21 protein-coding genes are annotated in these 25,492 nt (G+C 59.5%); 2 read left to right on the forward strand and 19 right to left on the reverse strand.

What is annotated here, in order from left to right:
* Window positions 1-99: 99 nt before the first annotated feature.
* Genes Q4E11_RS03450 through lspA form a run of 3 tightly spaced genes read right to left on the reverse strand, consistent with a single transcriptional unit; the run spans window position 100 to window position 2,461 of the window.
* Window positions 100-825, reverse strand: a complete 726-nt coding sequence (locus Q4E11_RS03450; RefSeq protein WP_303163700.1) for a hypothetical protein — start codon at window positions 823-825, stop codon at window positions 100-102.
* Entirely contained in the window at window positions 822-1,808 is a 987-nt protein-coding gene (locus Q4E11_RS03455; RefSeq protein ID WP_303163701.1) for an RluA family pseudouridine synthase, read from the reverse strand. The genes Q4E11_RS03450 and Q4E11_RS03455 overlap by 4 nt, the downstream gene beginning before the upstream one ends.
* A 2-nt stretch (window positions 1,809-1,810) precedes the next feature.
* The gene (gene lspA, locus Q4E11_RS03460; protein ID WP_303163703.1) at window positions 1,811-2,461 is read right to left on the reverse strand and encodes a signal peptidase II; all 651 of its coding nucleotides are present in this window, start codon (window positions 2,459-2,461) and stop codon (window positions 1,811-1,813) included.
* A gap of 157 nt (window positions 2,462-2,618) precedes the next feature.
* On the opposite strand from lspA, the gene Q4E11_RS03465 reads away from it, so the two are divergent.
* Entirely contained in the window at window positions 2,619-3,587 is a 969-nt protein-coding gene (locus Q4E11_RS03465) for a DUF6263 family protein (RefSeq protein WP_303163704.1), read from the forward strand.
* Between the two features lie 32 nt (window positions 3,588-3,619).
* On the opposite strand, the gene Q4E11_RS03470 is transcribed toward Q4E11_RS03465, so the two are convergent.
* A complete protein-coding gene (locus Q4E11_RS03470) occupies window positions 3,620-4,444 on the reverse strand; it encodes a hypothetical protein (protein ID WP_303163705.1) in 825 nt (274 codons plus the stop codon).
* Between the two features lie 91 nt (window positions 4,445-4,535).
* Here Q4E11_RS03470 and Q4E11_RS03475 point away from each other — a divergent pair, with 91 nt between their 5' ends.
* Window positions 4,536-5,525, forward strand: a complete 990-nt coding sequence (locus Q4E11_RS03475; RefSeq protein ID WP_303163706.1) for an asparaginase — start codon at window positions 4,536-4,538, stop codon at window positions 5,523-5,525.
* Window positions 5,526-5,601: 76 nt separating this feature from the next.
* On the opposite strand, the gene Q4E11_RS03480 is transcribed toward Q4E11_RS03475, so the two are convergent.
* The 15 genes from Q4E11_RS03480 to murF all read right to left on the reverse strand — a co-directional run bounded on the left by Q4E11_RS03480 (window position 5,602) and on the right by murF (window position 25,427).
* On the reverse strand, window positions 5,602-6,267 hold the full coding sequence (locus tag Q4E11_RS03480; RefSeq protein ID WP_303163708.1) for a sugar O-acetyltransferase: 666 nt from the start codon (window positions 6,265-6,267) through the stop codon (window positions 5,602-5,604).
* An 18-nt stretch (window positions 6,268-6,285) separates the two neighbouring features.
* Window positions 6,286-7,806 carry a DNA polymerase IV gene (locus tag Q4E11_RS03485; protein WP_303163710.1) on the reverse strand — a complete coding sequence of 507 codons (1,521 nt, stop codon included), beginning with the start codon at window positions 7,804-7,806 and terminating at the stop codon, window positions 6,286-6,288.
* A 14-nt stretch (window positions 7,807-7,820) separates the two neighbouring features.
* Window positions 7,821-11,081 (reverse strand): isoleucine--tRNA ligase, encoded by a 3,261-nt coding sequence (gene ileS / locus Q4E11_RS03490; RefSeq protein ID WP_303163712.1) that lies wholly within the window; start codon window positions 11,079-11,081, stop codon window positions 7,821-7,823.
* A 429-nt stretch (window positions 11,082-11,510) separates the two neighbouring features.
* The gene (locus Q4E11_RS03495) at window positions 11,511-12,533 is read right to left on the reverse strand and encodes a DivIVA domain-containing protein (RefSeq protein ID WP_303163714.1); all 1,023 of its coding nucleotides are present in this window, start codon (window positions 12,531-12,533) and stop codon (window positions 11,511-11,513) included.
* 350 nt (window positions 12,534-12,883) lie between these two features.
* The gene (locus Q4E11_RS03500) at window positions 12,884-13,183 is read right to left on the reverse strand and encodes a YggT family protein (protein ID WP_303163716.1); all 300 of its coding nucleotides are present in this window, start codon (window positions 13,181-13,183) and stop codon (window positions 12,884-12,886) included.
* Between the two features lie 64 nt (window positions 13,184-13,247).
* Window positions 13,248-13,793 carry a cell division protein SepF gene (sepF, locus tag Q4E11_RS03505; RefSeq protein ID WP_303163719.1) on the reverse strand — a complete coding sequence of 182 codons (546 nt, stop codon included), beginning with the start codon at window positions 13,791-13,793 and terminating at the stop codon, window positions 13,248-13,250.
* A 123-nt stretch (window positions 13,794-13,916) separates the two neighbouring features.
* Complete coding sequence (gene pgeF / locus Q4E11_RS03510) at window positions 13,917-14,639, reverse strand: peptidoglycan editing factor PgeF (RefSeq protein ID WP_303163720.1); 723 nt, start codon at window positions 14,637-14,639, stop codon at window positions 13,917-13,919.
* 6 nt (window positions 14,640-14,645) lie between these two features.
* Window positions 14,646-15,968, reverse strand: coding sequence for a cell division protein FtsZ (gene ftsZ, locus Q4E11_RS03515; protein WP_303163721.1), 1,323 nt, complete (start codon window positions 15,966-15,968; stop codon window positions 14,646-14,648).
* Window positions 15,969-16,224: 256 nt separating this feature from the next.
* Window positions 16,225-16,974, reverse strand: a complete 750-nt coding sequence (locus Q4E11_RS03520) for a cell division protein FtsQ/DivIB (protein WP_303163723.1) — start codon at window positions 16,972-16,974, stop codon at window positions 16,225-16,227.
* 4 nt (window positions 16,975-16,978) lie between these two features.
* Window positions 16,979-18,472: a UDP-N-acetylmuramate--L-alanine ligase gene (murC, locus tag Q4E11_RS03525; protein ID WP_303163725.1), complete on the reverse strand. Its 1,494-nt coding sequence runs from the start codon at window positions 18,470-18,472 to the stop codon at window positions 16,979-16,981.
* Window positions 18,473-18,499: 27 nt separating this feature from the next.
* On the reverse strand, window positions 18,500-19,600 hold the full coding sequence (gene murG / locus Q4E11_RS03530) for an undecaprenyldiphospho-muramoylpentapeptide beta-N-acetylglucosaminyltransferase (protein WP_303163979.1): 1,101 nt from the start codon (window positions 19,598-19,600) through the stop codon (window positions 18,500-18,502).
* A gap of 67 nt (window positions 19,601-19,667) precedes the next feature.
* Complete coding sequence (gene ftsW, locus Q4E11_RS03535; RefSeq protein WP_303163727.1) at window positions 19,668-21,326, reverse strand: putative lipid II flippase FtsW; 1,659 nt, start codon at window positions 21,324-21,326, stop codon at window positions 19,668-19,670.
* On the reverse strand, window positions 21,319-22,797 hold the full coding sequence (gene murD, locus Q4E11_RS03540; RefSeq protein ID WP_303163729.1) for a UDP-N-acetylmuramoyl-L-alanine--D-glutamate ligase: 1,479 nt from the start codon (window positions 22,795-22,797) through the stop codon (window positions 21,319-21,321). The genes ftsW and murD overlap by 8 nt, the downstream gene beginning before the upstream one ends.
* On the reverse strand, window positions 22,794-23,900 hold the full coding sequence (gene mraY, locus Q4E11_RS03545; RefSeq protein ID WP_303163731.1) for a phospho-N-acetylmuramoyl-pentapeptide-transferase: 1,107 nt from the start codon (window positions 23,898-23,900) through the stop codon (window positions 22,794-22,796). The genes murD and mraY overlap by 4 nt, the downstream gene beginning before the upstream one ends.
* Complete coding sequence (murF, locus tag Q4E11_RS03550) at window positions 23,901-25,427, reverse strand: UDP-N-acetylmuramoyl-tripeptide--D-alanyl-D-alanine ligase (RefSeq protein WP_303163734.1); 1,527 nt, start codon at window positions 25,425-25,427, stop codon at window positions 23,901-23,903. It lies immediately after the preceding gene.
* Between the last annotated feature and the right edge of the window lie 65 nt (window positions 25,428-25,492).

Raw genomic sequence — 25,492 nt, forward strand, 5'->3', positions numbered from 1 at the left:
GTTTATCCCTCAACAATATTCCGTATGGAGTGTGCGCATAATAGAGAACGGGAAAATTAGCCCCACCCACTAGCCCCGCACCGAAACAATAGTCGAAACCTAATTCTGGCTCAGGCCAGGAGCGAGTAGCGGATTGTAATCTGTAAATTCCGCACCGATGTACGGCCGAATGCCAAATCGCCCCCGCGCCGCATCCGAGGGCAGCGCCTGCACTGCGGCGACATATGGCAATTCACGAACCGCCACCAAAGTCTCAGAGTTGCTGTAGACAATAAAACCGTTGATTTTCAGGCTGTCGTCATCGAGCGGAACCTCGGCATACTTCGCTGACAACTCTTGCTGCTTTTTAATCAGCTCCACCTCACTGGCAGCCGGGCTCGGCTGCGGCAAATGACGAGTGACAATTCCGCCTAGAACCATCGACGCAATGCGAAGCGATGGTGCCGCCTCCGCCAACTCCGCCGCCTGACTCGCGTCCTTGGGCTCATCGAAAGTCACCAGCGCCCAAAACTTAGCATCCTCAACAATCGGTTGCTCATTTTCCAGGTCAAAGGCCTCTTTTTGGATGCGCACCAACGATTCGTCGGCACGCGTCCTATACGCATCGAAGGTTTCCCACGACTCCGGGCCGAGCGAATCGCCATTGAGGTTCTGCGGCTTACTCACACGGTCCGACGTTGCGGCGAGCGCGAAAAGCACAACTAACAAAACGACGCTGACCGCCGAGATAATCGCCATTACCGGCGAGATACTGCCGTCATTTCCAGTTTTTGTACGTGCTTGACGACGTTGCGGAGTGCCAGACTCCGGTTGTGACGATGTCATGCGCCCTGCCTTAAGACATCTAATGCGTGATTCAAATCATCCGGGTATGGACACTCGATTTCCATCCAACGCCCATCGGCCGGGTGATGGAAGCCCAGCGAGACCGCATGCAGCCACTGCCTGGTCAGCCCCAGACGCTTGGCCAATTCTGGATCGGAGCCGTACATCGGATCGCCGCAGCACGGGTGGTTGAGTGCGGAAAAATGCACACGAATCTGGTGCGTACGTCCTGTTTCCAAGTTGACCTTGAGCAGCGTGGCAGGCGCGAAAGCCTCCAGCGTTTCATAGTGCGTCACAGCATGCTTGCCATCCTGGCGCACGGCAAAACGCCAGCCTGCCGATGGGTGGCGGCCGATCGGAGCATCAATCGTGCCCGACAACGGATCTGGATGTCCTTGCACCAGTGCGTGATAGGTCTTGGTTACCTCGCGGTTTTTAAAAGCGCGCTTGAGCACGGAATAACCGCGCTCGGAGCAGGCAACAATCATGACACCGGAAGTGCCGACGTCAAGACGGTGCACAATGCCCTGGCGCTCCGGCGGACCAGAGGTGGAAATACGGAAACCAGCAGCAGCCAGCCCACCGATAACGGTGGGGCCTTCCCAACCAACAGATGGGTGTGCTGCCACCCCCACCGGCTTGTGCACTGCTACCAAATCGGAGTCGTAGTAGAGCACATCCATGCCTTCTACCAGCTCTTCCTTAGGAACCAGCGGTGTTTCCACAGGCGGCAACAGCACAGAGAGGAATGCGTTTTCCTCAAGCCGATCTGACTTTCCGGCAGTCACACCATCGAGCGTGATATCCCCCGCGACAGCCAGATCCGCCACTGCGGTGCGAGAAAGGCCCAGCAGCTTGGCCACTCCGGCATCCACACGCATACCCGCAAGTCCCGGGGGTACCGGCATCTGACGCGTCTCACGATTCGGTTGTACTGCACCGGTTGCTCCACCGGTCGTTGCATTCGATGCTGAGTTGTCCATCTCTACTGTCCTCCCTCCGTGTCGTCTACAGCGACTGAGTCGTCTACTGAGGCTGCGTCATCGCCTGCGACGTGTTCTCCTGCGGCTGCGGTATCCGCTGCACCAGCGGTTGTGTTCTGTTTGTCTGAGTTCTGCTTTTCCGATTCAATCTGTTCGGCGAAGAGATCAGGTTCTTTAGAAAAGATCATCCAGATAACGAGGAGAATAACGCCAATTGTAATAGCTGAATCGGCAATGTTAAATACGGCAAATCCCTTAACAGACAAAAAGTCAACGACGTGACCAACATAAAATCCAGGCTCGCGGAATAGCCGGTCAATGAGATTGCCCAATGCGCCACCGGCGATAAGACCTGCAGAAACTGCCGATACCGGGCTGCGCAACCAATTGGAGAAATACGCTACTGCCAAAATATAGACCAGCTGCAGCGTAGTAAATACCCACGTTGCATTTGTTCCGAAGGAGAATGCGGCACCTGGATTAAAAACGAGCCGCAGCTCGAACAGGTCACCGATTACCTGCACAGGAGGTCGACCATCGAGCGTTTTCAGCGCGATAATCTTTGAAATTTGGTCGACGACAGCGACCAGCACAATAACCGCCGCGAGCAGGCCTCGTCGCGGAAAATACTTCCTCGTTTCCTTCTTAGTCACTGTCCCATAATGACCTAATAACCACTGATTGAGCCAACTGAGAGTAAAAAGTCAACCATCGGTGGCATGCAATGGATCCTACCGGCAGGCTCGCACACCAAGCCCGGCCGCCGACCGGATGCGCCTTATTGGTCAGCAACCCGGTACGCTAACCGATGTGACTCGACGCATTTTTACCCTGCAACATACAGTCTCCTCCGCCCCGCAGCGTTCAGGACACAAGCTGTTTGCTCGGCTCGGCACCACAGCGGTTGCCGCAGCCGCTGCAGTGTCCCTGGCCGCGTGCTCGTCGGAAAGCGCGGTAGATACACAACCTGTGGATGTCGCAGCTACGACTGTTGAACTGACTGATGCCGGACATGGCGAGATGGCCAGTGTGCGCTGGAAGGACGATGGAGCCGAGCAGAACTCCACAGTCGTTATTACTCAGGGATTCGCGCAGCGCGGCGGCGATGCTGGCACCGAGCAGACATTCCCGGATACCCGGCTAGAGGTGCCGCTGACCAGCACGACTGCGGGCGACGCTGATACCCGCGCCGTGACTGCTGAAGTTGGCGAGCCGCATGGTTCCAATGCGGAACTCAATGCGGACATCGCAACTGCACAGGGATTTTTGTCCGAGTGGACAGCCAAGAACACTGGCGAGGTAACTGAGCTGCGCCTCGGTGCGCCAGAAAAGGCTACCGACACTGCTCGCGCTGGCGTTGAAACCGCGCTTCAGCAGCTGCATTCGATGCCGATAATCTTCCCCACCGAGGACATTGGTACCGATGCGACCTGGACTGTGGAGAGCAAGGTCGAAGGCCAAACTCAGATGACACAGAAGGTGACCTACACCCTGCTGAACCGCACTGGGGACATCGTCAATCTCAAGGTCGATGTCAAGCAGGTTCCCACGGTAACGGAACTTGATACCGGCGGTGACTCGCCGTTAAAGGTCATCGAGTCAACGACGGAAATGCTCTCTGACCGAGTAACCGTGGACCTGACCAAGCCGTTGCCGGTTAAGGGAAACATCGACTATGTCACCGCTGTGACCTATGGCGACGGCACCTCTGACGTGCGTATTACCCAGCAGACGCATCGCGGTGTGCAGTTCAAGGAAGATCGCGACGCTGACAAGTAACACGACTTCAACAGCGGATTAAAGCCAGCGGCTTAGGCCGGTGGCGGCGGAGGGGGTGGCGGCGGCGCGTCACCGGGTGGTGGCGGAGGCGGCGGTGGAGCCTCACCCTCTGCCGGTGGCGGAGGCGGTGGCGGCGGCACCTCACCCTCAGCTGGCGGCGGTGGTGGCGGAGGTGGTGCTTCCCCTTCAGCCGGCGCTGGAGCCGGTTCTGGCGCCGGCTCAGGTGCGGGCTCCGGTGCCGGTTCCTGCTGCGGCTCTTCTGCCGGTGCTTCCTCCGTCTCAGATTCTTCCTCTGGCGGAGGCGGCGGAGTTTCCCCTGGCTTCATACAGAAGCCCGGCTTGTGCTCCCCATCGATCATGGCTGCCAAGTTGCAGGCCCATTCCTTGCTCAGCATCCAGCGGCCGTCACGGTAAATGAAGTCAACCTGCTCAACCAGCATCGGATCTTGCTCCGGACGGTTGACGTGCACACCAGCGACAGCTTCCTTGCTGTTAAAGCCCGGTGTCACCGGATCAATAACGTCGAAGCTAATCTCCTGGTTCTCGGCACCGCCGGTGACAATGTCAAAGAAATCTCCAGCCTTGTCACCATCTTCGATGGTCTTTGCCTTTTCTTCGACTGGCAGCTCGGGGTCGATCAAGCGCGCAAGGACATCGTTGAGCTCGGCGCGCGTCGGCAGTACGATGACCGGTTCCGCCGACTTCGACGTCGATGTCTCGGATGTTGGTGCTGCGGATTCACCGCCACCGCAGGCGGCAAGTCCAAGCGCCGCGACCGTAGTCATCGCTGCGACTGTCACACCTCGCGCTGTACGCCAGCCAGTGGCGCGCGCACGCTGGTTGCAGGGGACTTTCATGTGTGTACTACTCCAATAAAATCTGCGCGAAATTTCACCGCTTTCACGCCTGTTTTAATCCTACACAAGGGCAAAACTACGCCTGGGTAAGATGGTCACCATGTCACAACAGGGTTCTTCCTCCGCTAACTCGTCTACGGCTGAAAGCGCCGTCAATCCACGCCGCATCGTCGTCATCACCACCGGCGGCACGATCGCCTGCACCACTGACCGAAATGGTGCACTGACACCGAGCATTTCGGGCACGGAATTGGTCGCAACCGTCGCACAGCGCTACCCCGAGGGCATGATGGATCTTGAGGTCCGCGAGCTTGGCACGCTGGAATCATCGACGCTGCAGTTGGACGATGTCGATCGCATCATTGCCGCTATTCACGAGGCGCTTGACGACGACTCCGTGGACGGTGTCGTTGTTACTCATGGCACGGACACGATGGAGGAAACAGCCATGGCTGCCGATGTCTTCCACGCCGACTCGCGTCCGGTTGTCTTCACCGGTGCGCAGCTGCCCTACGACCACCCGGAAACCGATGGCCCTGGAAACCTCTTTGAAGCCATCACCATCGCCTCCGATGCCTCCGCACAGGGCATCGGTGTCCTCATCGTCTTTGGCCACGCAGTGCTGCCAGTGCGCGGTGCCACCAAGTGGCACACCACCGATCCGCTGGCGTTTGCCACCAACGCACCGGAGGAGCCGCTGCGTCCGGAGCCGCTGCCAGTAAAGGCCCTGGCAGGTTCCAAGGTTGAGATTATTCCCGCCTACCTCGGTGCCGATGGCTCGCTGCTTGATGCAGCGGTTGCCGCTGGTGCGCGTGGCATTGTTGTCGAAGGCCTGGGTGCGGGCAATGTCTCTGAGTCCTTCGCCGCGGCCATTGACCGAGCCATTGCCGCAGATGTGCCCGTCGTCATGGCAACGCGCGTACCGCGCGGCGATGTCCACGCCTCCTACGGCGGCGCTGGCGGTGGCGCCACGCTTGCCCGCCACGGCGTAATTAGTGCTGGTTGCGTGCACGCTCCACAGGCCCGCATTATCTTGGCTGCGGCTCTGGCAGCCGATGTCCACCCGCAGACCCTGTTCTAGGGTTCGAGGACGCTCTTTGGCGGTATTGGCTCAGAGGGCCTAGCTAGTCAGCGGCTAGCCTGCTACTGGCCTGCTGCTAGTCAGCGTCAATAATGCGGATGATTTTCGCTGGGTTTCCGGCAACAACCACGCCCGGCGGAACATCCTTAGTCACCACAGCACCTGCGGCCACAACGGAGTTCTCGCCGATGCGAACACCGCCGAGGATGATAGCGCCGCCACCAATCCAGGCGTTGCGGCCAATTTCAATTTCATCGCCGGCCTCCAAGTAGGCCGCACGTGCCTTGGCACTGAGTGGATGCACCGGCGGCAGCAGCTGAGTATTTGGGCCCAGTTGCGCGTAATCCTCAATGGTGACCTTCACAACGTCGAGCACCGTCAGACCGAAGTTAATGAAGACATCATTGCCAATGTGCAGGTTATCGCCATAATCCAGGTGAATTGGCGGGCGCACAATGCTGTCGGCACCAAAGGAACCGAGCACACCGGCAAGAAGCTCCTGAGCTTTTTGCTGGTCTTCGTGAAATGCCCGCTCAAACTCGCCTGCAACCTGCCCAATGCGCTTATTGAGTGCCTGCGACTCCGGGTGGTCAGCGATGTACCACTGCCCCATCAGCATGCGTTGTCGGTTATCCAGGCCGTCGTCGGGAAGCGTTGTCGGCGGATTCGGATCTCGGTCTGTGTTGCGCAAGGAAGCGCGGCGTGCGGCCTCGAGCTCAGCAATACGGGATTCGGTACTCATGAGGCTCAAGTCTACGTTTTACCGGGTGCGTGCGGTGCTGTCTCCTGCAGGCCCATCAATGTCGGGGCCATCGATGTCTTCGCTTTCACGCTCGGGATTGGGCAGGTCAAGTGCGGCTTCTTCATTGGAAGCCAACCATTCGGGCCAATCCAAACTGCACACGGCAGAACACGGACGCAGGTGCTCGTCGTCTTCCTTGAGGGTAATCATGCGTCCCGGGCCACTAGTGCGGCTTTCAAAACGTACAGTCACAATACCGTGGCCAGAGCCCTGTACCCACCCATGGCCATATTCGCTGTGATGAACATCCGAGGTGGGCACCCACTTGGAATCGGAAAGCCGCACAGTTGGCAGCGCGCCGGTTCCCGCCAGCTCGACGAGGCCTGCGGGAGCGTCGGAAAGCATGGGCGACTCAGTGCGATCTTCGACGGCGATTTCGCGATCGAGCTCGGGGAAAAGTACTTCCTGCATATGCGAGTCCAGGCCCGAAAAGCCGACGCCGACCAGGCGCACCGGACCGACCTCGGCGGGTGTGAACGCAATGCGATGTGCCACGGCCATGAGAGTGTCAAAATTCTGCGTAGCATATGGCAGGGTCTCCGAGCGCGTGTGAATGCTCAAGTCCGCCAGGCGCACCTTGCATGTGATTGTGCGAGCACCGCGGCCATCTTTTTCGAGCCGTCGAAAAGCAGCCTCACCTGCGCGGTCGATGGCGGCGTGAAGCTGGGCTTGCGAATCCAAGTCCTCTGGATAGGTGTATTCCGCCGAGACGGACTTGGCGACATCGCGCTCCTTGACCGGGCGGTCATCAATCCCCTGCGCCAGCTGCCACAGCGCCACGGACGTCTTCGACGACAACGACACCTCAACATCGCGCAGAGACATCGCAGCGAAATCGCCGATGGTCTCCACACCCATGCCGTGCAGTTTTGCCGCGGTCACAGGGCCAATGCCCCACAGCTTCTCCACGGGCAACGGATGCAGCAGCTCATGATTGCGCTCGGGGTCGAGCACGTAGACACCATTTGGTTTAGCCAGGCCAGAGGCAATTTTGGCGTACTGTTTGCCGGCACCGGCGCCTATCGACGACGGCAACCCGGTCTCCTGGCGAATCTGCGCGCGCAAATCCTCCGCCCAGGCAATGACCTCGTCTTTCGTCGCACCTTGGAGCTCAGCCGGCTCCATGAACGCCTCATCAACGCTGAGTTGTTCGACGACCGGGACGCGGTCGCGAATCACAGAAAAGACGCGACGTGACACTGGACCGTAAATACCCTTGCGAGGGCTAACGGTCACGGCAGTCGGTGGCATGAGGCGGCGCGCACGCGCCATTGGCATGGCGGAGTGAGCACCGTAGGCGCGGGCTTCGTAGGAAGCACCGGCGACTACGCCGCGTCCGCCGAGCCCACCGACGAGGACAGGGCGACCTCGTAGGGTGGGACGAGTTAGCTGCTCGACGGACGCGAAAAATGCGTCCATGTCGATGTGCAGCACCCACCTCTGAGACCGCGGAGACCTCGTCGATGCGTAATCAGCCACTGACGCGCAACTACCTACTGCTTAGCAATGTCTGCCGAGCAGTCATCGGCGACATCGTAGGTCAGCGGCTCCTCGTCGGTAACAACCTCGAAGGAGGTGGCGAGCACCTCATGGGCGATGAGATCCGCATGGCGGTTAGCCCAGTCCTCGCGCTCGGCCGGAACCTGCAGCTTCACCGAGATACGGTCGGTGACCTCCAGGCCAGCGTTCTTGCGGGCATCCTGTAGACCGCGAATGCGGTCAGCTGCCCAGCCGCGGGACTCCAGGTCCTCGTCGAGCTCGGTGTCCAGAACAACCAGGCCGTTGACGCCGTCGACCTCTGCGGTGGAATCCGGGGAGATCGCCACGAGGTTTCGGGTGTACTCGCCATCCTGCAGAGCAATGCCGTCGGCCACGACAACGCCGTCGACGACCTCATAGTTGCCGGACTTCACGGCCTTGATGACCTTCTGGACATCCTTACCCAGGCGCGGACCCGCCACGCGAGCGTTAACGGAGACCTCGAAACGACCCACCGAATCAACATCGGAGGTGAACTCGACGTTGTCGACGTTGACCTCAGAGGAGATGATGTCGGTGTACTCACGCAGGCGCTCTGCATCCGGGAATGCAAGGGTCAGCTTCTTCAGCGGCAGGCGGTTGCGCAGGTGGTTGGCCTTGCGGATACGCGAAGTTGCCGAGCAGACATTGCGGACAATATCCATGGACTCGACGAGCTGATCATCGGTTGGCAGCTTGTCGACGTCCGGCCAATCCTCCAGGTGCACGGAGCGACCGCCAGTCAGCGAACGCCAGATGACCTCGGTAGCCATCGGCAGCAGCGGGGCTGCCACGCGGGTGAGAACCTCCAGCACGGTGTAGAGGGTGTTGAAGGCCTCTGGGTGCTTGACATCGCCCGCCCAGAAGCGGTCGCGGGAGCGGCGCACGTACCAGTTAGTCAGAGCGTCACAGAACTGACGCACCTCATCGGTTGCCGCAGCAATGTCCGTGTTGTCCAGATCCTCGGTGACAGCGCGGACGGTGGCTGCGAGCTTGGCCAGGATGTACTTGTCCAGGATGTTGTCGGAATCCACCGACCACTCTGCCGGCTTGGAAGCGTAGAGCTGCAGGAAGGAGTACGCGTTCCACATCGGCAGCAGCGCCTGACGAACGCCTTCGCGAATGCCCTGCTCAGTGACAATCAGGTTGCCACCGCGCAGAATCGGGCTGGACATGAGGAACCAGCGCATTGCGTCAGAGCCATCGCGGTCGAAGACCTCGTTGACATCCGGGTAGTTGCGCTTGGACTTACTCATCTTGTTGCCGTCATCACCCAGCACGATGCCGTGGGCGACAACCTTCTTGAACGCCGGGCGGTCAAACAGTGCCACGGACAAAACGTGGAGCAGGTAGAACCAACCGCGCGTCTGGCCGATGTACTCCACAATGAAGTCGGCCGGTGCGTGGTTTTCGAACCACTCCTTGTTCTCAAATGGATAGTGGAACTGCGCAAACGGCATGGAACCGGAGTCGAACCAGACATCCAGGACATCCGGGACGCGGCGCATCATGGACTTGCCGGTCGGGTCATCCGGGTTTGGACGCACCAGTTCGTCGATCTCCGGGCGGTGCAGCGTGGTGGGGCGAACGCCGAAGTCCGCTTCCAGCTCATCGAGAGAACCGTAGACGTCGACACGCGGGTACTCGTCGTTATCCGATACCCACACCGGAATCGGCGAGCCCCAGTAGCGCGTACGGGAGATGTTCCAGTCGCGTGCGCCTTCCAGCCACTTGCCGAACTGGCCGTCGCGGACGTGCTCCGGCATCCACTCAATACCTTCGTGGTTGAGCTCGACCATCCGGTCGCGGATCTTGGTGACAGAGACAAACCAGCTGGGCAGCGCCATGTAGATCAGCGGCTCGCCCGAGCGCCAGGAGTGCGGGTAGGAGTGCTCGATGGTGCGGTGCTGGACGACGCGACCAGCGGCCTTCAGGTCCCGGATGATGCCCTTGTTCGCATCAAAGACCAACTTGCCCTGGTACTCCGGCACCTGAGAGGTGAACTTGCCGTCCATGTCCACTGGAATGATGACGTCGATGCCGTACTCATTGCAGGTGTTCATATCGTCCTCACCAAAGGCCGGAGCCTGGTGGACGACACCGGTGCCGTCCTCGGTGGTGACGTAGTCGGCGACCATAATCTGGAAGGCATTCGGGTGGTCGGCAAAGTAATCGAAGATTGGCTGGTAGGTCAGGCCCTCGAGCTCAGCACCGGCGAAGGTTGCCAGCACCTCATGGCCCTTGCCCAGCTCCTTGGCATAGGAACCAATCAGAGCCTCTGCCAGCAGGAAGTTCTTGCCAGCAAACTCTGCGACCGAGCTGTCCTCGCCGACCTTGACCACGGCGTAGGTGACCTTCGGGTTGACTGCCAGACCCAAGTTAGACGGCAGGGTCCACGGCGTGGTGGTCCAGGCAATCGCCGAGGTTTCTGCGAGCACTGGGTTATCCGCCAGCGTCTTCTCGGCAGCGGAGCCCTCCTTGGCGCCGGTGAGTGGGAAGGTCACCGTCAGCGTCGGGTCCTGGCGCATCTTGTAGGAGTCATCCAGGCGGGTTTCCTGGTTGGACAGCGGGGTGTGCTCTGCCCAGGAGTACGGCAACACACGGAAGCCCTGGTAGACCAGACCCTTCTTATAGAGCTCCTTGAAAGCCCAGATTACGGACTCCATGTAGCTCATATCCATGGTCTTGTAGCCGCCGTCGAAATCAACCCAGCGTGCCTGACGAGTGACGTAATCCTTCCACTCGCCCGCATACCGCAGCACAGACTCAGCGCAGTACTTGTTGAAGTTGGCCAGACCCATTTCCTCGATCTGCCCCTTGTCCTTAATACCGAGCTGCTTTTCAGCTTCCAGCTCAGCCGGCAGACCGTGGCAGTCCCAACCAAAAACTCGGCCAACCTGGTAGCCACGCATGGTCTTGTAACGGGGGACAATGTCCTTGACGTAGCCAGTCAGTAGGTGGCCGTAGTGCGGCAGACCATTAGCAAACGGCGGACCATCGTAGAACACGTATTCATCAGCGCCATCGCGCTGATCAATCGAGGCCTGGAAAGTGTCATCCTTCTCCCAGTAGGACAGGACCTTTTCCTCCAGCTCCGGGAACTTCGGGCTCGAGGTGTACTTACCAAAATCAGCAGTGCGCGGATACGCGCCACCTGCCGGAGTGGCCTCACCAGAGGCAGTTACGTCTTTCGAGTCAGTCACCGTTTTTACGTCACTTCCGTGGTCGAACATCATGGGTACTCACCACGGGGACGCTTACCTCTACCTCGGCGCCACATACTCAGCGCCGTCACGAAAGGCTCGCGCGGTACCACCCCGCTTGGCTATCCGCTTGACGACGGCCCCTGCGACAGAAACCCTTCGACGCTACACGCGATAGCCCGCTTATTTATTACAGCTGATGACGGTGCCAAACCGTTCGGTTCTACTGAGACCAACTCACTGCCCAACAGCTAGTTAGACCGTTCTTCCGAAACGCTCCCCCGGTGATGGCCGGATCATTGCGCACATGGCAGTCAGTATAGCAGTGTCGAGCGCAATGTCGGGATCTAGACAGCCAAGAACTCCAGAAAGCAAAAACCACCGCGACGACCATCAACTGTCGATGGCCAGCGCGGTGGCTGATAATGCTTTCTAGCTACGAACTAGACGCTCTAAAGGTTTCTAGTTGTTGTAGCCGTCGGCCGGGGCAGCCGATTCGCGGGAGTTCAAGTCGTCGAGCTGAGACTCCAGGAAAGTCTTCAGGCGAGTGCGGTACTCGCGCTCGAAGATGTGCAGCTCCTCGATGCGACCCTCCAGAGCGGTCTGCTGCTCCTTGACGGTAGTCATGATCTCGTGGTGCTTACGCTCTGCGTCTTCCTGCAGGGCGGTTGCCTTCTCCTGTGCCGCGGTGATAGTGGCGTTGGAGCGGGCATCTGCATCGCTAATCATCTGCTCGCTGCGCTGCTGAGCATCGGTGATAGTGGTCTCGGACTCGTTGCGGGCGTCTGCCAGCATCTGCTCGCTGCGCTGCTTAGCGTCAGTGAGGGTGGCGTTGGCCTCGTTGCGAGCGTTGGTGACGGTGCGCTCAGCCTCAGCGTTGGCCTCGGAAACAGTGCGCTCAGCGTTTTCGCGAGCCTCGGTGACCAGCTTGGTGGCCTCTGCCTCAGCGTCGGCGGTGACGCGCTCAGCGGTGTCCTGCGCTGCCTGCAGCAAGCGGGCTGCGTGAACGCTGACTTCCTGCGGAGCAACATTGGTGTCAGCGACAGCTGCCTTCGGCTGCTCAGAGGAGGAAGTGGAAGCCTGCTGTGCAGCAGCCTCAGCCTCAGATGCGCGACGCTCCAGAGCGTCCATGCGCTCCTGGTACTGAGCCTCAATCTCCTTCTGCTGGGAGTTCAAGCGCTCGTTGTACTCAGCGCGCAGCTCCTGCTCAATCTCATTGCGGAGCTTGTCCTCATCAACGGCCGGAGCAGCGGCGGCAGCAACAGCACCGGACTCGGTGCCGTCCTGAGCCTGACCACCCTGTGCCAGCTGGTTCTCGAGCTCCTCCACACGCTGGTGCAGCTCGGCGTTTTCATCCTGGAGCTCACCCAGTGCGTCCTCTACGAGGTCGAGGAACTGATCGACCTCATCCTCGTTGTAACCACGCTTGCCAATCGGAGGCTTGCTGAAAGCCACATTATGCACATCAGCCGGAGTCAACGGCATGGTGAGTTCCCCTAACACTTTGAGCGGACAGTTCTTAAGAAATCTTAAGCGAATTATTTCCAGTAGTACTGTTTACTCGGTCAATGCTACCCGGTCTTGCCACACTACTCACCCCAATATTGTTTGGTTTTGTTGTGTTTCACGCGTTTTACTCCACCAAAATGGGCACGTAAAACATTAAACCTCGCCCTTACCCTGCACCTTTGGTCACAGAACTTTAATCCAGAAACAGGAAAAACCTGTTGGAGAATCCAATCTCCAACAGGCCTTAAAAATTGCCCCCATTTGTTACCCCCGGCGAGTATTTAACTCCGGGGAAGGACAGCGTCGGCGATGAAATCTTCTCCGACTTACGCCACCGCACCGAGAAGCATCTGCAGCACCATTCGCAGAATCATCAGGATGAAGAAAAGGACAAGCACAGACATGTCCACCATCACGTTGCCCATTGGCATGGGCGGGATGAGTCGACGCAACAGCTTCACCGGCGGGTCGGTGATGACAAAAATAACCTCACCAACTGAAGAGAACACCTTGCCTGGGCGCCAGGACCGCGAAAATGACTGAATCATCTCAATCACGATGCGTGCCAGCAGCAGGTAGGTGAAAAGCTTCAGCAGGATTAGCAGAACTAGCAAAAGTGAAGACACGATTAGACAGTCTAGCTAACTGGTAGAAATACGAAGCATTAACTAACCGAGATGCCGAGCGGGACTAGCCGGACATCCGGTCGTACTGGTTCTCATCGACTTCGCAGCCGTGCGGGTAGAGAGTAAATACCGAGCCATCGGCCTTGATACGACCGCGCAGGCCGAAAACCAGACCAGCGACGAAGTCAACGTAGCGCTTAGCCTCAGACGGATCGAGCTCGCTCAGGTCGAAGGTGACAATGTCACCGTCGCGGAAGTGCGATCCAATGTCCGGCGCCTTGGAGTACTTGTCCTGGAAACCGCTCTCCGGCTTGATGAAGACATGCTCTGGCTCCTTCGGCTCTGCAACAGAGTGCAGGCTGCCGTAGCGAGCGCCCTCTACCCCGCGATCCTCCATCGAGTCGCGGGAATCCATTGTCGGAGCCTCACGCGGGTCATCCTCGCGCAGCTCGTAGCGGCGTCGATCAGAGCGACGAGAACCTGCGTAAGTGTCCTCGTAGCGCCCCTCATCACGACGGTCGAAGTCATCGTAGTGCTCGCCGTATGCAACGTCATCATCAGTGGGGGTCAGGCCGAAGAAATTGGAAACCCCGCGGAAGAAATCAGCCATCTTCTGCTACATCCTTCTAGGTGAATGGAAAATTTGTCTGTGCTACCCACAACCTACCGGGTCGTTAAGCGTTAGGGCATAGACACGCGGAAATTAGCCACAGCAAAATTACAACTTTGAAATTTAATCCCGTTCCGGCAGCACCACGACCCCAGCCTGTCGGCCTGTTTTACCCTCGCGACGGTATGAGAAATACTGCTCGCTTTCAATCGTGCAACTCGGCTCAACGTTGACATGCGTCACACCGAGGTCATAGAGCTGCCGCATCAACCCCGCACGCACATCCACACCCGTCGTGCCCTTCTTCGTCCGGGTCTTCGCACCGGGCAAGTGCTTTTCGACGTCATCGGCCATCGACTCTGGCACCTCATAATTGTGGCCAGATGCTGCCGCCCCAAGAAGGGCATGAATATTTTCCGGGGTGGACCCAAACTCAATCATTTTCTCTACGGCCTTGGCCACGATGCCATTCCGCGCACCGGTACGGCCGGCATGCACAGCGGCGGCTACCCCCGCGTAATCGTCGGAAAGCAAAACTGGCACGCAATCGGCGACGAGGACGACGAGCGCCAGCCCAGGCGTGGTGGTGACGATGGCGTCGGTGGCTTCAACTGGCTCACTCTGCGGCTCGTTGACAACGGTGACCGTATTCGTGTGGAGCTGTTCCATATAGACGAAGCGAGCGCGGTCGATTCCCAGAGAATCTGCCAGGCGCTGACGATTGCGCTCAACTGCGGACGGGTCATCGCCGACGTGATCGCCAAGATTGAAGGAATCGTATGGCGGCAGCGAAAACCCGCCGCGCCGATTCGTCAGAATTTTACGGCTGCGGCGGGATTCAGTCATGGTTTCTTAGAAGCCCCACTCCGGAAGATCGTTGGAAGCCTGGTAGCCTCCACGGCGATCGTCGCGGTCATCGCGGTCGTCGTAACGGTGCGCACCGCGGTAGTTGCGGTTTTCCTGCGTGCGCGGGGTCGGGTTGTCGGTGAACAGCCCGCCGCTGCTCGGTGTCGTGCGCGGGACGAAGCGGTCGCGATCATCCTGCTCACGGGACACGGCGGGACGTTCTTCCTGCGTCGAAGCGTTCGTCGACGGTGCGCCGAGGTTGTCGCCACCTGGCAGGGAGCTGCTCGGGCGAGCGGTGGTGTCTGCGGCCGGACGGGATGCCGCCTGTTCTGCAGCCGAGCGGTTGCCAGCGTCTGCCCCCTGCTTATCCAGCGGGTTGCCATTGCCCTGCTCGAAGCCGGTTGCGATGACGGTCACGCGCACTTCATCACCGAGATTGTCGTCGATGATGGTACCGAAGATGATGTTGGCGTCTGGGTCAGCCTTTTCTTCGACGATGGAAGCCGCAGCGTGGACTTCCATCAGACCGAGGTCGGAGCCACCGGCGACGGAAATCAGCACACCCTGCGCACCGTCCATGGTGGATTCCAATAGCGGCGAGTTAATTGCCTGGGTCGCGGCATCCATCACACGGTCATCGCCGCGAGCGGAGCCGACACCCATTAGAGCCGAACCGGCATCTGCCATAACCGAGCGGACGTCGGCGAAGTCGACGTTAATCATGCCCGGAATGGTGATCAGATCGGTAATGCCCTGGACACCGTTGTAAAGAATCTCATCGGCGAAGCGGAATGCGTCCATCATGGACAGATCCTGCTCACCAATCTGCAGCAGACGCTGGTTTGGAATGGTAATCAGCGTGTCACAGACATCCTTGAGAGCTTCGATTCCCTCAGCGGCCTGGCGAGCGCGACGCTTGCCCTCGAAGTCGAACGGCTTGGTAACAACACCGACGGTCAGTGCACCGGACTTCTTGGCGATACTCGCCACAACCGGTGCCGCACCGGTACCGGTTCCGCCACCCTCACCTGCGGTGACGAACACCATATCGGCACCCTTGAGGGTCTCTTCAATCTCATCCTTGTGGTCTTCTGCCGAGGTGCGGCCAACCTCCGGGTTAGCACCCGCACCCAGACCGCGAGTTGCCTCGCGTCCGATGTCGAGCTTGACATCAGCGTCAGAGAACATCAGGGCCTGCGAGTCAGTGTTGACTGCAATAAATTCGACACCCTTCAGCCCCTCCTCGATCATGCGGTTTACTGCATTGACGCCACCGCCGCCGACACCGACGACTTTGATAACGGCGAGGTAGTTATTCGGGGAGGTCATTGCGCGTTTCTCGCCCTTTCCTGTAGGTCCTAAAATTTTTTATCTAGCCACGTTGCACACAAACTGTGTGGCGGCTTATGCCACCGTACTCAGCTCATCTCCCACGACAACGTACGAAAGTGTGCATCGCGGCGAAAAGCTGTTGACACCATTGTTGTCGAAAACTGGGAATAATTCAGCGACCTTTTTAGCGCGTGTCGCTACCTTAAACTTGCACTTGAGGGATAGTGTTTGGGCTCAAGAGTCGCCCACATCACTACTCTCCCTTGGTAGTTGGCATACGCGGATTCGATACGTCCCAGTTCTTCTCTCCACGGCTCAGCACAATCTCTGTCGCGCGAGCCTTTTCCGCAGCGTTGTCGGAAGAACCGAAGTACACCTGGTAGTCGTCGGTCAAGAACAAGCGCACCTCTGCAGCAGACGGTGCACTGACGCGCTCAATACGTCCGGCAATCGGCTCGGGCAATGCCTTGACGACGTCCAAAACCGCCTTGATGACAGCTGGCTCCGGGTCAATCTTGCCGTCCGCTGGCTGCTCCGTCCGTGGCGCGTCCACAACCTCAATCACGCCCTCAGGCGGCGCAGCCGTGACAAAATCTCGCCCCTGGTCGGATATGAGGTGCTCACCGTCAGTGGCGCGGATGAACAACATCGGGCGAAATTCCTTCACCTCGATGTTGACTCCCTGCGGCCAGGTACGGCTCACAGTCACGCTGTCTACCCACGGCTGACCCGCCACGGAACGTGCGGCCGCATCTGTATCCAGGCGCGCTAGCCGCTGGCCTTCGGTAATGCCGCTGGCTTCGATAATTCCGGCTTTATCACCGTGGACGACACCTTCGACTTCGATGTTCTTGACCACCAGCCACGGGGAAAACCAGACCACACCGACCACGATGGCGATAATGGCCACCAAGCCGCCGCCAATGAGCCAGCCACGGCGCGGCTTGGGTGCGGACGCAGCCGGCTTGTCGGTCGAAAGTTTTTGCTTTCCTCGGGAACTCACAGTGTTACTGCTCCGCTTGCTCATCGTTGTCACCGCTGAGCTCGCGCACGATTTCGTCGGCAAGCATCGTCACTGAGCCTGCACCGATGGTGAGAATGACATCGTGAGCGTCGGCGATTTCACGCACGCGCGCCGGCGCGCTGGTGAAATGCGGCTCATAGGTCACGGGGACGGTCATCTTGTTGGCAATCAGCGCGCCGTCGACACCCGGAATCGGTTCCTCACGGGCACCGTAAACGTCGAGGACAACGGCCTTGTCCGCCAGCGACAGTGCGGCAGCGAACTCGTCGGCAAAGTTGCGGGTGCGCGAGTACAGGTGCGGCTGGAAGACGGCGATGACGTTGCCTCGCCCGGCTTCGGTAACCAGCTCCCGGGCAGCGCCGAGGACTGCGGATACCTCGGTCGGGTGGTGCGCGTAATCGTCATAGACGCGTGCCCCTTCGAACTGACCGGTGGCGATAGTGCCGTGGTAGTCGAAACGACGGCGCACACCGGTGAACTCACCAAGACCGCGAGCCATGCGGGCAAGATCTGCACCGACGCAGTTACCGCCAACCATCGCGGCCAGAGCGTTCAGCGCCATGTGGCGCCCCGGCTGATGCAGCTCGAAGGTCACAATGGTCGAGTCGATGGTGGCCTCAACACGAGCTCCACCGCCCGACGGTGTCCAGCCGTGGAGCACGGCACCGACAGGCAGGGTCGGGTGCGCAGCCAGCGCATCTTCCCCACCGTAGGCCAGCACGTTGATACCGCGGTCAACTGCGCGCTCGCCGAGCGCAGCAGCATGCGGATCCTCCGCGCAGACCACCAGGTGGCCACCCGGCTTAATACGCTCAGCGAAGGCGTCAAAGACGGCATAGTAGGTCTCGTCATCGCCGAAGAAGTCCAGGTGATCGGGCTCAATATTGGTGATTACTGCGACCTCTGGCTGATAGGTCAGAAGCGAAGCGTCGGACTCATCTGCTTCGGCGACAAAGACATCACCACTGCCCTGGTGCGCATTGACACCGGCCTTGCTCATCAGACCGCCCACAGCAAACGACGGATCCATCCCGGCCGCCTGGAGAGCTGCAACAGTCATCGATGTCGTCGAGGTCTTGCCGTGCGTACCAGCCACCAGCAGAGCCTTGGAATCCTGCATTAACAGTGCCAGGACGTCAGAGCGCTTGAGCACTGGAATGCCCAATTCGTGGGCACCGGCCAACTCTGGGTTGGACTTCGGAATAGCCGCAAACGAAATCACCACTGCCTCAGGCAGCTGGCCGTCACCAGCAAGCTCCAAGTTGGCGCGGTCATGACCAATCGCAATAGTCGCCCCCATGGCACGCAGACCGACCACAGCGCGGGATTCCTTCACGTCCGAACCGGTGACGCGCACTCCGCGAGCCAGCAAGATGCGGGCAATGCCAGACATGCCAGCACCACCGATACCAATCATGTGGACACTGGCAGGCAGCTGTCCGGTCACCGGCTGAAAGTCATCAAAATTAACATTCATATTTTGCTCGCTTTACTGGTTAGACATCTAGTTCACGGCGTAGGACAGCACCCGGCGGGCGATGTTCTCCGCTGGATTACCGTGACCAATGTTGGCCAGGGCGCGGCGACCGTCGTCAAGCCTCTGCTTCGACGTGACAAACGGAATCACAATATCCGAGATGGAGGCTACGGTCAGTGACTCATCGGCGATGAGCACGCCGCCGCCGGCCTCGATGACATCGGTGGCGTTCAGCGCCTGCTCACCGTTGCCGTGCGGCAGCGGAACGTAGACAGCTGGCAGTCCCACAGCGGAGACCTCCGCGACGGTCATCGCGCCCGAGCGGCACAGAATCAGGTCAGCTGCCGAGTATGCCAAATCCATACGGTCGATATATGGCACAGCGACATATGGTGCATCCTCACGGGTGGATTCGACCTCCACCGTGTTCTTCTTGCCATAGGCGTGAAGAACCGACACACCAGCAGCTGCCAGCTGCGGCGCGGCCTTGCTGACGGCCTCGTTGATAGAACGAGCCCCCTGGGAGCCACCGGTGACGAAAAGCACCGGTCCCTCCTGTGGCAGGCCGAAGAATTCGCGCGCTTCAGCACGCTTGGCATCGCGATTGAGCCCCGCCAGGCTCTCACGAACTGGATTGCCGACGACTTCGCCTCTAAGGCCCGAACCAGACACCGCCGCCAAGCCAGTACCGCCGAGGGCGATGCCGAGTTTGTTAGCCAAACCAGCACGAGCATTTGCCTCATGGACAAGGAACGGAATCTTCTTACCCGCACGACATGCCAGATACGCAGGTGCGGAAACGTAGCCGCCGAAACCGATGACGGCATCGGCACCAATGCGGTTATAAATCTTGCGGGTCTCCCGCACCGCACGGGCGACACGGAACGGCAGCTTGGCCAAGTCCATTGTGGGCTTGCGCGGCACCGGCACCGGTGGAATCAACTCGAGCTCATAACCGCGAGCTGGAACCAGCGTGGACTCCAATCCCCTGCTGGTGCCCAGCGCAACGACGCGCGCTTCGGGCTGCAGCTTCTTGATGGCATCGGCAACTGCCATTGCCGGCTCGATATGACCAGCAGTACCGCCGCCAGCCACCACGATGGTCGGAGCTGAGCCATCCTTCTTCACAAACTGCTCGGCCTCCGAGGCACCATGTGCCCCAGAAGCTGCGCCCAGATTCGTCTCCGCCATGGTGTTATCGATTCCTCCTCCGCGGTGCAGGACCGCCGTACCTATCATCTCGGCCGGAGCGGCTACGACGACGTGCGTCCCCACTGCGACTCTCGCTCCGAATCCTACTGCTTCTGCTCTGGCTTACCGATGACCGGGAGGCCTGTGGCCGCCCGGACCTCGGGGCGCGCTCATGGAACTCGCGGCTACGCGATGGTTCTTCGCCACGGTATGGGTACCGCGCCTGTGGCCCCTCACCCCGCGAGGTACGAGCGCCACTGGTCACCACTGGTGGGCCAAAGCGCTGCGGATCGCGGTGGGCGCGCACCTTGAGCGCGTGACGACGGGATTCATCGTACGGAATCGGCTCTGGAATGCCCAGGAACCTATCAATTGCCGGTCGACCCGACGTCTGCATAGCGGAAACGGCTTCGGATTCGTGGCGAGCACATGTGGCAAGCAAGCCCATCGACAGCAGCGTCACCAATGCGGAGGTACCACCTGCGGAAATCAGTGGCAACTGCAGACCGGTCACCGGCAGCGCACCGACGACGTAACCGATGTTGATAAACGCCTGCACCACAGTAGCGGTAGTCAACGTACCGGCGAGCAGACGCAGGAACGGATCATGCTGCCGCCCCGCAATGCGAAGGCCAACCCACCCCAGCGCCGCGTACAGCAGAATGACTGTCAGGGCACCGAGGAAACCAGTTTCCTCACCGATAATGGCGAAGATGAAGTCATTTTTCGCCTCCGGGAGGTATCCCCACTTCGCGCTTGACTGACCGAGACCGACACCGGTCATCGATCCGTCGGCAAGCGAAAGGAAACCCTGATAGGACTGGTACGCATCGCCCTGGACGTCATTGAAATTGCCTAGCAGCGAATCCAGGTACACGCGGATTCGCGCGGAACGGAATCCTGCGGTGGCGGTGAAAACCACCATAGCCAGCGCTGAAATGCCAATCAGGCCCGTGACGATGACTCGTGGCAGACCGGCGAACCACGCCAGCGCCACGACCACGAAAGCCATCGAGCCGACCATGCCGAGGTCACGCTGCAGCATCACCAAAGTCAGCATGAGGAAGCTGACGATGCCAAAGGCCAAAAACAAGTCTTTATAGGAAACGGCGGTGCGAACCTTTTCCGCCAGCACCTTCGAACCCCACAGCGCCAACGCAATCTTGGCCAACTCCGATGGCTGCATGGTGATGCCACCAATGCTCAACCACGAGCGTGCACCCGTTTCCTCCAAGCCAATACCGATGCCTGGGATGACCACCAAAATCAGCAGCACAAAAGACAAAATCAGCGCAGGAGTCGCAAGCGATCTAATCAGCTCCACGCGCATGCGTAGCACTATCCACATCGCAATTAGTCCTGCGACCACCATAATGAGCTGACGGATAAACACCGACCACACGCTGCCCGACGTGGTACCGGAGCTGGCCATGGATGCCGAGAGCACCATAACCAGGCCTATCGACGTCAGCAGCGCGACAATAATCATCAACAAGTGGTAGTCGAACAGCGGGCGCGACTTCCAGTCATTGAAGCGCTCCACCCACACCGGTCGCCGGCGCGAGCTAGCGTTGGCGGACCGACGTGAAGCCGTGGCGTTTTCTTCCTGCTTGGCCTTCACCGCGCTTGCGCTTAAGTTTCGAGCCTTACGGGAATTATCCATCGGTGGAAGTCACCTTCTTCGCCCACTGTGCAAACAGGTCACCGCGCTCGGCCATGCCGGAGTACATATCCAGGCTGGCCGCCGCAGGTGCAAGCAGCACCACGTCGCCGGAGGAAGCGTACTCAGTCGCAGCCATGCAGGCCTTGGCCATGGCGTCGGCCTTGTCGGTGTCATCAATCTGCACCACCGGGACAGCCGGTGCTATGCGGGATAGCGCCTCGGTGACCAACGCGCGGTCAGCACCGAGGACGATTGCAGCCTGCAGACGATGGGCGTGCTTGGCCACCAACGGCGCGATATCAGCACCCTTGAGCTGACCGCCAGCAATCCATACCACGCGCTCATGACCGGACAGCGCGGCATCGGCTGCATGCGGATTGGTGGCCTTGGAATCATCGATCCAAGCAATGCCGTCGGACTCATGCACAATCTGGCCGCGGTGTGCGCGGACTTCGAAGCTGCTTAATGCCTCGGCGATATCCTCCGCGGAGGTACCGATGCTGCGAGCAAGTGCCGTGGCGGCCACCGCATCGAGAATGCCGGCACGCCCCGGAGGGGAAATGCCCGCTGCCGGTGCGATGACAATGCCCGGGCCGGACTCCCCCTGCGCGGTGTCGCCGCCGCCGAAAGCGCGGTCAACAATCATGCCGTCGCGAACACCAACCTGATGATCTTCAGGGGCGGAGTCGGTGAACCCAACAAGGTAATTGTTCAGCTCATCGTTCTTTCGCATCTCCTCGATGTAGGCGACAACATCGGCATCATCCGCGCCGTAGACCGCAACTTCGCCGCGCAGCGCGCGAGTCTTATCGCGGCCGTAGTTCTCATAGGAGCCGTGCCAGTCGATGTGGTCTTCAGCCAGGTTCAACAGCACACCGGCATCTGGGCGCAAGTTCGGAGCCCAGTGAAGTTGGAAACTGGACAGCTCTGCTGCCAGGACATCGATGCGGGGTTCTGCGGTCAATGCGTCGTAGAGAGCCACACCAATGTTGCCCACGGCGCTACCACGGTCCCCGAGCATGGCGGCCAGCATCGAGGTGGTTGTGGTTTTGCCATTAGTGCCTGTGACCACAAGCCAGGTGCGCTTCGGCCCCCACAGCTGCGCACAGTCGCCGGCAAATGCCAGCGCGACATCGCCAAAGACTGGCACGCCAGCGCTGGCGGCGCTGGTAAATAGCGGACTGGTCGGACGCCAGCCGGGTGAGGTGACGACCGCAACTGCGTCGTCAAGCAAATCGGGTGCGTCGGCGGTCGTGACATGCGAAATGGAAAAGTCCGCTGCGACCAACTCGCCGAGCGTGGAATCATCGACAACAATAATTTCCGGGCAACCAATATCCTGGAGCATCGCGATGGCACCCCGACCGGACACGCCAGCTCCAGCCACCAGAACCCGACCAGAGCGCACCGTAGCGACTAAGTCGAGGTTTCGGATATCGGTGGGATTGGTCGGATCTGGTGAGTTAATCATTGAAATACGCCTACCTGAGAGAGCCAGTCACTATAGAAGATTGCTGCGCCGATCATGTTGAAGATGCCGGCTAGCAGCCAGAAGCGGACAACAACGGTCGTCTCTGCCCAACCGCCGTTTTCAAAGTGGTGATGCAGCGGCGCCATGCGGAATACTCGCTTGCCGGTGGTCTGGAATACAGCAATCTGAATTGCCACGGATGCAACTTCCATCACGAAGATGAAGCCGATGATAACCATCAGCAGCTCGGTCTTGGTGACAAACGACAGACCAGCGACGAGGCCGCCCAGTGCGAGCGAACCGGTGTCGCCCATGAAGATCTTTGCCGGAGCGGCATTCCACCACAAAAAGCCCAAGCAGGCGCCGAGACCAGCCACTGCGATAACCGCGACATCGAGTGGGTCACGGACGTCGTAGCAGCCGCTGCCCAGCGAGGCCTCGCAAGAGTTGCGGAACTGCCAGAAGGAAATCAGCGTGTAGGTCGCCAGCAACAGCGCGGTTGCACCGGCTGCCAGACCGTCGAGCCCGTCGGTGAGATTAACCGCATTGGTCCATGCGGCAATCACAATGAACACGAAGACCAGGAACACGATCATGCCGAACCACACAGGCCCCGGCGCAAGGTTCAAGAACTGGATATCGCGAATCAGCGACAGATTGGTCGAGCCCGGGGTGAGACCGGATGCGTCCGGGAACTGCAGGAGCAGCACACCGAAGATCAGCGCGGCAGCCAGCTGACCGAGCAGCTTGGCGGTCTTATTCAGACCGAGGTTGCGACCCTTGTACAGCTTGATGAAGTCATCGGCAAAGCCCAATGCTCCCATCGACAAAACCAGGAACATCACCAGCAAACCGGAGGCCGACGGCCCCACACCGGTCTGAATGAAAGCGATTAGGTGCGAGCCAAAGTAGCCCACCACGATAGCCGTGATGATGGCGATGCCGCCCATCGTCGGCGTACCACGTTTACGCTGGTGACTCTTCGGTCCTTCTTCACGGATTTCCTGGCCCAGGCCTTCAGCGGAGAACTTGCGAATAAGCACCGGCGTCATAAAGACGCTCACCAGGAATGCAATCGCACCACTGAGAATAAGTTGAATCACTTACTTTTCCTCTTCGCTTTCACCGTCTGACATCGACCCCACCATGCTGGCCAGCGCATCTGCGACACGCCACATGCCATCTGCGTAGGAGGCCTTCACCAACACACAATCGGCCGGATTAACTTCTGCGGCCACCAGTTCGGCGGCCTCGGATGTACCCGACACTCTAGAAGTATTTAACCCCAACTCTTCCGCTTTGTCGGCAAGGGCATGCACATTGACGCTTTGTCCCACCGCAACGAGTCGGTCAATACCACGCTGGACGAGATACTCCGCCAGTGCCTCATGTTCAGACTCAGCGGAATCGCCGAGTTCACCCATCTGCCCCAGCACCGCCCACGAGGAGGCTTCCTGGTGCTTCGGGCCTGACGCGGTCCGCGCCAGCGCATCGATGCCGGCACGCATCGAATCCGGGTTTGCGTTATAGGAGTCATTAATAACCACCACATTGCCCGACAGCTGTTGGACATCCATGCGGCGCTCAGACGCAGCCACGTGAGTGTTCATTGCTTCGGCCACCTGTGCTGCATCAATGCCGGATTCAACGGCTACTGAAATAGCCGCCAACGCATTTGCCACCTGATGCGCACCGTAGACCTGCAACTGAATTGGGAAGGTTCGCCCATCCGGCACATGCAGGACAAACGATGCGCGAGCCAAGTCATCGAGCTTGACATCGCTGGCTCGGTAATCCGCGCTTGCATGACGAGGCGCAGCCTCATCCGCCGAGAAGTACACCACCTTGGCCTGCGTGCGCGGTGTCATCCCGTAGACGTAGTCATCATCGGCATTGAGCACGGCCACGCCACCCTGCTCAGCAGATGGGAGGGCTTCAACCAGCTCGCCCTTGGCCTGTGCAATGGCCTCACGAGAGCCGAACTCACCCAGGTGCGCAGTACCGACATTGAGCACCGCACCGATAGTCGGCGGAGCAATTCGCGCCAGATGAGCAATGTGCCCAATTCCACGCGCACTCATCTCCGCAACCAGGTACTTCGTCTCCGGCGTGCACTGCAAGACCGTGTACGGATGCCCAATCTCGTTGTTGAAGGATCCCTTCGGCGCCACCGTGGGACCATCAATCCGCAACAGCGTCGCCATCATGTCCTTCGTCGACGTCTTACCCGCCGAACCGGTCACGCCGACCACATGCAGGTTGTCCTTGGACAACTCATCGACGACGTACCGCGCCAGCTTGCCCAGTGCCTCAAGCACCGCCGCTCCGGACCCGTCCGGGTCATGCGCAAAGGCATCGGCGTTCGACTCCTGCTTGCCCAGGGGCTTGACGACGACCGCAGGTTGTCCAACATCACGTGCCGCCAGTGCCATAGTCGCACCTGCCTGCACGGCCTGGCCAATGAAATCGTGACCATCGACCCGTGCACCAGGCAGGGCCAAAAACAGAGAGCCGTCGCTGACCTTGCGCGAGTCAAACTCCGCAGGCTTGGTGACTTGGGCTTCCGGGTCTACATGGACGAGTTCACCTCCCACAATCTGGGAGATCTCCGCAGCGGTCAGGGCAATCATGATGTCTAAAGTCCTTGTATTAGTCGAGGTGCAGACACAAAGTAAAGTGTGAGCTCTTGTTTTTA

The sequence above is a fragment of the Corynebacterium sp. genome (assembly GCF_030532195.1).
Taxonomy (GTDB): Bacteria; Actinomycetota; Actinomycetes; order Mycobacteriales; family Mycobacteriaceae; genus Corynebacterium.